Source organism: Zoogloea sp. LCSB751 (genome assembly GCF_002028455.1).
Classification (GTDB): Bacteria; Pseudomonadota; Gammaproteobacteria; order Burkholderiales; family Rhodocyclaceae; genus Zoogloea.
In genome coordinates, this window is the sequence record NZ_MWUM01000428.1 from 1 (window position 1) to 250 (window position 250).

At 55.6% G+C, this 250-nt stretch carries 1 protein-coding gene; it reads right to left on the bottom strand.

All coding sequences use genetic code 11. From position 1 onward, the window contains the following. Positions 1-241: aldehyde dehydrogenase family protein (locus B4920_RS27210; RefSeq protein WP_254051080.1), on the bottom strand; the 241-nt coding region annotated here is incomplete at its 3' end. Positions 242-250 lie beyond the last annotated feature (9 nt).

The following is a 250-nucleotide window of genomic DNA, read 5'->3' on the forward strand; positions in this document are numbered from 1 at the left end:
TGCCCGATTGTTTCCAGCCGGCGTGAAAGCCTTGCATGGCTTCGAAGTTTTCGCGATTGAGATAGGTTTCGCCGAATTGCAGGCGGCGGATCACGTAAAAAGCTTCGTTGAGGTTGGTGGTGTATACCGAGCTGGTGAGGCCGAAGGCGCTGTCGTTGGCCAGCGCAATCACTTGGTCGAGCGTGTCGAAAATCGCAATGGGCAGCACGGGGCCGAAGGTTTCTTCCTGCATGATGTCCATGCTGTTGTC